General features: G+C 34.5%; 6 protein-coding genes and 2 pseudogenes. 2 read left to right on the top strand and 6 right to left on the bottom strand.

What is annotated here, in order from left to right; all coding sequences use genetic code 11:
• Positions 1–126 (bottom strand): annotated as a pseudogene (locus IC220_RS05195) (IS256 family transposase); the annotation flags it as partial.
• Between the two features lie 56 nt (positions 127–182).
• Positions 183–2,030, bottom strand: a complete 1,848-nt coding sequence (locus IC220_RS05190) for an ankyrin repeat domain-containing protein (protein ID WP_188153467.1) — start codon at positions 2,028–2,030, stop codon at positions 183–185.
• Positions 2,031–2,396: 366 nt separating this feature from the next.
• On the opposite strand from IC220_RS05190, the gene IC220_RS05185 reads away from it, so the two are divergent.
• Positions 2,397–2,630 carry a hypothetical protein gene (locus IC220_RS05185; protein WP_188153466.1) on the top strand — a complete coding sequence of 78 codons (234 nt, stop codon included), beginning with the start codon at positions 2,397–2,399 and terminating at the stop codon, positions 2,628–2,630.
• Positions 2,631–2,635: 5 nt separating this feature from the next.
• Here the strand turns inward: IC220_RS05185 and fumC are convergent, their stop codons facing one another.
• Positions 2,636–4,015 (bottom strand): class II fumarate hydratase, encoded by a 1,380-nt coding sequence (fumC, locus tag IC220_RS05180; RefSeq protein WP_188153465.1) that lies wholly within the window; start codon positions 4,013–4,015, stop codon positions 2,636–2,638.
• A 144-nt stretch (positions 4,016–4,159) separates the two neighbouring features.
• On the opposite strand from fumC, the gene IC220_RS05175 reads away from it, so the two are divergent.
• On the top strand, positions 4,160–5,737 hold the full coding sequence (locus tag IC220_RS05175) for a lipase family protein (RefSeq protein ID WP_188153464.1): 1,578 nt from the start codon (positions 4,160–4,162) through the stop codon (positions 5,735–5,737).
• Here the strand turns inward: IC220_RS05175 and IC220_RS05170 are convergent.
• The 3 genes and pseudogenes from IC220_RS05170 to IC220_RS05160 form a co-directional block, all read right to left on the bottom strand.
• Positions 5,728–6,963, bottom strand: a complete 1,236-nt coding sequence (locus tag IC220_RS05170) for a protein TolB (RefSeq protein ID WP_410543329.1) — start codon at positions 6,961–6,963, stop codon at positions 5,728–5,730. The genes IC220_RS05175 and IC220_RS05170 overlap by 10 nt on opposite strands.
• Positions 6,964–7,005: 42 nt before the next feature.
• Positions 7,006–8,640 carry a ribonuclease J gene (locus IC220_RS05165; RefSeq protein ID WP_188153462.1) on the bottom strand — a complete coding sequence of 545 codons (1,635 nt, stop codon included), beginning with the start codon at positions 8,638–8,640 and terminating at the stop codon, positions 7,006–7,008.
• Positions 8,641–8,887: 247 nt separating this feature from the next.
• A pseudogene (locus tag IC220_RS05160) lies at positions 8,888–9,085 on the bottom strand (IS481 family transposase); the annotation flags it as partial.

Raw genomic sequence — 9,085 nt, 5'->3', positions numbered from 1 at the left:
CAAAGGTGTCAGTGCTCCTTCTCTTCCGGTTAGTGGTTTACCTTCTCTTATAGATGACAGGATATTTGTCTCTAATTCTTGATAGTTTACTAATCCAACATAGTTGTTTGCTCTTTTTTCTTTCATTTGTTAAACCTCCATTTTTTATATCATTAATATATCATTTTTCGGTTTGACACAGTTTATTTAACACTCCCTACGGCTATCACACATAACAGCATAACTTTAGTTGCTAGATCTCCCAGTAAAGTACTAAGTATTGCAAATCCAACTAATCCTACTATTACTGTCATCTCTTTCCATTTTTTCGCCTTACTAAATTGACCATTGAGCTTGCTCATCGCATCTTTTGTAATGTCTGAGCCCATTTTGCTTTCTACTTGCGTGATGACATCATAATATTTTTTACTATGAACCGATGTCCCACTTAATGTTAATTGCTCTTTGTCAGCTCCATTGTGTAATAACTTTATACAAAAATTAGAAGTGTAATGATTCGGGTATGGATTAAAAGCTTTTATAAACTTTCCTTCACCATCCTCTATTTGTTCTATTTTTCTATGTAACGCTACCTGTATAGGCGTTAACTCACATTTATTTTTACCATTTATTGCTTTTTTTAATAAAGACTCATTCCCTGATTTATCAATAGCGCTCAAAATAATTTCCAAATATTTGGCTCTTTTCTTTCCAGGCATCGAAGCGACTACATGCAAGATATTATTACCATTTTCATCTTGAGTAGAGGGATCATAGCCTTTTTGTATAAAGTTCCTCAATTTCTCTTTATTCTTCTTGAGAACTGCTGCATGTAAAGGCAATCCACCATCAATGATATACTCACCTTTCATTACTATATCTCTTTTTAGTGCCTCTAATTCCTTTACATCTATTTCTAGTGTTCCTGATTGTATATAATCCTCTACTGAATTTTTTAACTGTTTTAATAAACCATGATAAATCTCCTTCTCTCTTTCATCCACATTGAATTCCAAATCATCAATATTTGCTCCACATTTTGCTAACAACATTACTGCACATCTTGGCGTGTTATTATTACTATAATTGTGAGGAGCGAAAGATTTAAACACAGATTCTCCTGCCTTTATCTTGGCAGACAATAATACTTGTAGAGGAGTTAAGCCTTCACTGTTTTGAGCTTTTACTGCTTCTATGATATCTTCTTTCTTCTCTACATTGGCAAGTATAAATTCCAGAGATTCCACTTTACGCTCCCCAGGTAACAAAACTATGCTATGTAAAAGATTATTACCATTATAATATTGATTAATAGGATAACCTTTCTTCAAGAAGGTGTTAAATACCTGTTTATCTTGACGCAGTACTGCTATAAGCAATGGATTATCATTACTTATAACCCCTTCAATAAAAACTTTAAATTGATGCTTTTTTCCTCTATTTAACTCCTTAGACTTATAGATATTCTCCTTGAGCTTGCAACATGCGATATTAAAGCAATCTAATTCGTCATTATTACTTTCACTTGTATTTAGCACTTTTGTGTTATCATATAACTCTTTTAACGTGAGTAGGCCTCTATAATCAGCACCAAGTTCTATCAATTTTGTAATATACTGCAAAAAATCATCGATATTACTGTCATTATTTCTACATTTTTCATTTGCTACATAATACGTCAATGCCTTCACTAAAAAGGCTGAACCTTGAGAATCTTCATTAGACTTCCTTCGAGACGTAACTTCTTTTGTTGTTGAAGCTGAGCCTTGTTCCTCAAATACATCTGAGTGTTCGCTTGCACTTTCCCTCTCATCACAAATCAATTTTGGAATAGGTATGTTGAGAAATACTACAAACTTTTCCTTACTTACTTTATCTACCAGAACTTCTAAAACTTCACACTTTTTTGTTTTACCGCTTGGAGCTTCCATAATTTTTATCAAGTAATCATCCAAAGAAACAGCTTCCGTTTCTGCCTCTAGACGCTCTTTAAGCTGCAATAACTTATCTTCACAACTATCTACGTTTTCTTTATCTGTTCTGTTACCCATATATAACTCAACTGATCTTTGCTGATCTTTATTTAAAATATGTATTTCATCTTCATGATATTTTAACTTTCAATCAAATATACTACTCTGTATAAATACAGCAAAAACATTTACATAACATTTACACAATTGACTGCTATTTTAGACATATTGTTTAAAAAAACCGTAAATTCTCTCTGTACTTAAGTGTGATGGATGAAAAATTAGACCTATTTTAACATTAGCAAAGAACAAGAAATAAGCAGGCCTACAGCGGAAAGCAAGCTACAGATGACCATATTTTATCTTATTTTAACCGCCATCAGAAATAGGTTTTATCAGAGGCCTATTCATAGAGTATTAATATATTTAATATAGATTGCAGGTATGATGAATTTCTTGTTTATTTCACTACTAGCATTGCTTCCTTTTTTAGCATTTCCTGCAGATAAAAAAGAAGATTTTAACCACACGTATTATCCCAAGTTGGATTTTGACTCTGCATATGAGTTACATACTATAAAACGCAATTACTATAGATATGGAGATAAGTTAAAAATATTAGCAGATGCGAGAATAGAGCAAATTAATTCAAATGATACCAAAATTAATGATAAATAAATTCATCAATTTACCATTTTTTCTGGTTTAACTATTTCCTCAAACTCCTCTGCAGTGAGTAATGCGAGCTTTACGGCTGCTTCTTTTAAAGTAATATTTTCTTGATAAGCAAGCTTTGCTATTTTTGCTGCATTATCATAACCTATATGTGTATTTAGTATAGTTACTAACATTAGTGATTGGTCTAGCAAATTTTTTATCCTTTCTTTATTTGCTTTAATATCAACAACGCACTTTTCCGTGAAATTTAAACTTGCATCAGCTAAAAGTCTAACAGATTGCAAAACATTATAAATTATCACCGGTTTGAATACGTTCAATTCAAAATGGCCATTAGATCCACCAATAGTCACAGCAACGTGATTGCCCATTATCTGAGCGCATACCATAGTCACTGCTTCACACTGAGTTGGATTTACTTTACCAGGCATAATTGAAGATCCAGGTTCATTTTCTGGCAATATTATTTCACCAATTCCGCACCTTGGTCCAGAACCAAGGAGTCTTATGTCATTTGCAATTTTCATCAAGCTCACAGCAATAGTATTTAATGCACCACTCAGCTCAACTAGTGCATCATTTGTTGCCAATGCTTCAAATTTATTACTTGCTGAAATAAATGGTAACCCAGTAATTTTTGCAACTTCTTTAGCAAAATCTTCAGCAAAACCCTTTTTTGTATTTAATCCTGTACCTACTGCTGTACCTCCTTGTGCAAGTTCATATACGTTACTCAACGTTAATTTCACTCTTTCTATTCCTTTTTGAATTTGCACTGCATAGCCAGAAAATTCCTGCCCCAATGTTAAAGGCGTTGCATCTTGCAAGTGAGTACGCCCTACTTTTATTATGCTCTGAAATTCCTGCATCTTATCACTTAGCGCTTTATGTAACTTCTTAAGCTTGGGAATGAGTAACTCATTCACCTGCTGCGCTGCAGCAATATGCATTGCCGTTGGAAAAGTATCATTAGACGATTGACCATAATTCACATGATCATTTGGATGCACTGGAGATTTACTTCCTAGCTGACCACCTAGAATTTCTATTGCGCGATTACTAATCACCTCATTCATATTCATGTTGGTTTGCGTTCCGGAACCAGTTTGCCACACAACAAGTGGAAACTCATCACTAAATCTACCACTCATTATTTCCTCTGCAGCTTGACAAATAGCATTTCCCACTTGCTCTTCGATTGCACCATATTTTATATTAATCTTTGCTGCTGCAAGTTTCACTATCGTTAAAGCTTTTATCAAAGGCTCAGGCATTTTTTCTATACCAATCCTAAAATTCTCCAAAGAACGTTGGGTTTGTGCTCCCCAATAATGTTCACTCGGTACTTTTATTTCTCCTAAGCTATCTGACTCTACTCTAAACATATGTTCTCCATAAACCTCCTTTGAAACTAATGCGAAGTTGCAAAAAAGTCAATTATCATCGACTAAAATAGTCAAAATAATATCGATTGACAAATTAACTAGTCCATTTTACAATATAATATTATTGGTAGTGAGTGTAAGCATATGACGACAGGTATATTAGAGCGTTTTACAAATTTTCTTTATGGTAAAGTTGCTGAAGGTAGTAACAAAAATTTAGCAAGTGAAGTTTTTGATGATGGAGGTCTTAATTCTACTATCTCTTCCACTACTTCAATAGAATTTGAGGTTCTTGATTTCCCTCACCTTGATTCAGCAGATTATGATATTGTTGATGTCTCTTCTCTTCCTGCAGCAGAAAAAACTGTTAATAACGAAGATGTCCCTCTTCACGCTTCAGCAGAAGAAGCTATTAATAACGAGAATGTCCCTTCTCTTGCTTCAGTAGAAGATGATAAATCTGAGATTCTCGGTGATAAAGATGTCTCTGCTCCAGTAGATGAAACTGTTAATAACGAAGAGGTTCCTACTTCTGATCCACTAGAGGAAAGCGATGTTGATGAATTTGAGATTATTGAAGATATTAATCCTCCTGATTCACGAGAAAAAAGTATTCCTGCATCTAGTTATGAAATAAATAAAAGTATTGCAGAGATAGCAGGATTTAATAAAGAAAAGTTGTTAGAGATGTGTACCTTCTCCAAAATGACTTATGGCAATGATGATGAAAAATTATCTAAAGCAGGATACAAAACTAGAGTTGAGCTTAGTAAAAAAGAAGGTTATTATATTACCTCATTTCTTTATCCTGATGGAAGAGAGGCTGGTCTTGTTTTTATAAAAGGCAAGGAAGTCACTATAGCTTATCGTGGTACTCAGGGATCTCCGGATATGTTAGCCGATGCAAATACATTTTTCACTGTTCATGCATTTTTACCTGAAGGTGGAAGGGTACATAAAGGTTTTTATAACGCATTTGAAAGTTCTTTTGCAGGTCTTGAATCTATACTTAAATCTCAGGCCAAAGCACAAAATCTAGAAATTAAAGACCTTAAAATTAATCTTACTGGTCACAGTATGGGAGGAGCTCTTGCAAAAGTAGCTGCTTTATGTCTAAAAAAAACAGAAGGTGCACAAGATATACATGTTGCAACTTTTGGTGACCCACGAGTTTTTGACCTTACTGCTAGTGAGCGTTATAATGAAGTTCTTGGAGAAAACACTATTAGAGTAACTCAGCATCGGCAAGACCCAGTACCAGCAGTGCCACAGGGTTGTACCGGCTATGCTCATGTAGGTGCACAATTAAGGGTAGAAAAATCACCGGACCATTTTGTACATCAAATAGATGGTTATTATAAAGGTATTCACAACATGGAAGAAGGTAATTTTAAATCAAACAATAGTGTATCTCTCTTTTATTACCCTGTTAAATTGTTAAATATTATTAACTGTGGGATTATAGGTTGCGCTCAACGCACCATTGTTAATTGGTTCGGAAATCAGCATTCAACTCTGACTGAGAAGAAGTGGTACGGGGAAGCCTTAGCCTTGTCTCTTGCGAAAGCTAAAAAGCAGTCTAATACAGATTTAGTAGAGGAAGAGTGGGAGTTGTGTCAAATGCCTCATGGAGAAGCTAAAAAGCAAACTAATACAGAGATCAGTCTCAGTAGAGTAAGTCAAGTTGCTGAAGAAAGTAAAGGTTTATATTTTCACACATGAGACCAATCTGGCAAGTAAGCATTTGTCGGAGTAGAAACTATTTTGTGTTCTTTATTGGTTAAATCTACTAAATATAGTTTGGAGTCGTTTGTTGACTCCGTCTTTGTAAAAATAATTTCTCTACCATTTGGCAACCATGCCGGCGATTCAATTTTATGCCCTTCTGAAAGAATAAGTTCTCCCTTTCCATTGGGGTTCATCACTCCTATATAAAAATTCCCCGATTGGATTTTTGTAAAAGCTATTAAATCTCCTTTTGGCGACCAAACAGGAGTTGCATACCTTCCATTGCCAAAACTAATTCTCTTAGGCCTTTTTTCCTTTTTAGTTAAGTCTATTACATATAGCTGTTGACTGCCACTTATGTCAGAACTGAAAACCATGTAATTTTGGTCTGGAGATAAAGAAGGAGAGGTATTGATAGCTGAATTTTTAGTAATTTTACTCGTACGTTTACTATTTAAATCTAGAGATAATATATTTGTTGCACCATCAAGTGAGTGAGATACCAGAAGAGATTGACCGTCAGGGGAAAATCGCGGAGCAGAAATTACTCCTTCAAATGCATTAACTACTGACTCAGTATTATCTATTAAATTTTTCAGTGTTATATAACTTCTACCATTTACATATGATATATAAACAATACTTCTTCCATTTGGCGAAAATCTTGGCGTCGAGACAAATTTATCACCATTTGTTAAGTATTTTATGTTACTTCCATCTCGATTCATAATAGCTATTCTACGTATAGATTTGTAGTTACTATCTTTTTCTTCAGCAATATATGTAATTTTTGTGCTGAAATGCCCTTTCTCACCAGTTAGCCTATCGTGAACCATATCTGAAATAAGATGGCTAATTTCCCTCCACTCTCTCTCTGAAAAGGTCATAGATTTACTGATTAATTCCTTTTTAGTAAAAGCATCAAGTAAGCTAAATGATAACTTCAACTTTCTACCTGACATTTCACTTAAATTTATTGTCACTAATGCATCGCTATTAGTTGTTGAATTATGTTTCACACTAAATAAGCCACAATTAGAAAGATTTTTTTCAATGACTTTTGTAATTCTCTCACTTAATTTACTTTCCAGATCTGTTTTACATAGACTTGCAGAAACAACGAGATTTATATTGTCAGTACTGTTTTTCTTTATATCAACATATAGGGTATCTTTTTTCCTGATATCAACATATAAGACATCTTGTGCAAAACAAGAAATAGATAATAAAATCAAGACGGATAAATAGTGATGTTTTCTCATTTACACCTGTTCTATGTGAACTTCGACTATAGGTTTTTTTAGTAAATATTCCTTTAAAACACTGAGTACGGAGCTTTCTATCTTATTTTTAATCTTTTTTGTTTGCTGTAAACTGAACGCCTGTTCAACTTTTGCGATAATTTTTTGTATGATAAATGCATCTTCCGGCAGTTCAAAAACACCGGGCGCATATACTTTAGGTTTAGCAAGCAGTGCATTTCTTCTATTCACAACGGCTGTAACTATAATTATGCCAGCATCTCGCATCCTGCGACGCATTTTTATAACATTACTCTCTGGGTAACGCAATAATCTACCATCAATACCAAAATAATCAACATCAATTGAATTAACCTTTTTCCCATCTTCCAGATTAATAATATCTCCTGGCTTGATCGTTATTGCTTTTGCTACACCGCATTCTTTAGCAAATTTTGCATGTGCATATGTGTGAATATATTCACCATGTACTGGTATAGAAATCTTAGGTTTTACCAGAGAATACATCTCCTTTAATTCCTCCCTTGTTGGGTGTCCAGAAGCATGAATACGTTCTGTTTTGTCAGTAACAACTTCCACTCCCATTTCAATAAAAGCATTAAACATATTATGCACACGAGTATCATTGCCGGGGATAACCTTTGAAGAGAAAATCATTGTATCACCTTGTTGCACCTTAAAGATTTGATGACTTTTTGCTGCAAGCCTTGAAGTTGTTGCCAGTGGCTCACCTTGACAACCAGTGCAGATAAGCACAAGCTTGTCTCTTGGCAAGTTTGCTGCTTCTTTTCCTTCGAGAAATTCAGGAGAATCAGTCAAATAACCACTATCCTGTGCAACTTTCACTATTCGCCACAAAGATCTTCCAAGCAACACCACTTTTCTATTCAGTGCTTTTGCAGCTTTAGCTATGGTTTCAATTCGCGCAACGTTCGATGCAAACAACGACACAGCCACTAACTTTTTAGATCTCTTGATTGTATTATAAAGATCATCATAAACTTTACCTTCTGATTCAGGAGAATGCTTACTTAATATGTTTGTTGAATCACAAACTACTGCAAGTAAGTCGCCTTTTTCACCAATTTCTCTTAAACGTTTTATGTTAGAAGTTGCGCCAACTACTGGATTAGGGTCAAATTTCCAATCACCTGTGTGTAACGCTTTGCCCACCTCAGTACTGATCAATACTGAATTTGCTTCTGGTATTGAATGCGTGACATTAATCAACTCAACAGTAAACGGTGCAAGGTCTATAGTGCCATTCATTTCAATTTCTTTTATCGGCACCGTACCTTCTAGTCGAAATTCCTTTAATTTTTCTTTAATAAAATTAGCTGTAAATTTCGTTGTAAATATAGGACATTGCAGTTTTTCCCATAGATGCGGAATTGCACCACAATGATCTTCATGCGCATGTGTAACAATTATTCCAAGTAGATCTTGCTTTCTTTTAGCGATAAAGCTTACATCAGCGATTAGCAAATCAACTCCTGGCATTGTTTCATCGGCAAAACCAATACCAAGGTCTATCATAATCCATTTGCCTTGATAGTGATACAGACTAACGTTCATCCCAATTCTTCCTACTCCACCGAGTGGAAGAAATGCAAACTCATTTTTGTTTATATTCATTAATTTTAAAATACCTAAAATTTTAGGATAACAAAACTTCTTTTATTAAGGAAGAAATTTTACAGGCAATAGCTTTTTTGCAATCTATTTATGGTATCAGTTGAAAGTGTATCGATGGCAATCGATACATAAACAAATCAACAACTTTATTTACATCCCTTTCCAAGAATAGTTAATGTTGTCAGCCTAGCATTTGTGAAATAAGGAGCTACTGAGCGACAGAGATCTTCATCTACTACTTCTCTTTCTAGGTGTATGGTCCCAAAGAGTGATGGAAGTATAAATAAATCAGGAAATTTTGTCCACTGATCACATATGAACTCATAAGGTGTGAGACCCTTAAGAGTTTTTAGTCTTTTAGCGTAATTGTAGGCCATAACGAAGCTATAAAGATGCTCTTTAAGTTGTTGATGTGATTTATAGTAGTATTTCTTAACTGTAGCAT

This window comes from Wolbachia endosymbiont of Pentalonia nigronervosa, assembly GCF_014534705.1.
In the GTDB taxonomy this organism is placed as follows: Bacteria; Pseudomonadota; Alphaproteobacteria; order Rickettsiales; family Anaplasmataceae; genus Wolbachia.
The sequence above is the reverse complement of the archived record's forward strand: the minus strand, read 5'-3'. Positions and strand labels throughout refer to the sequence as shown.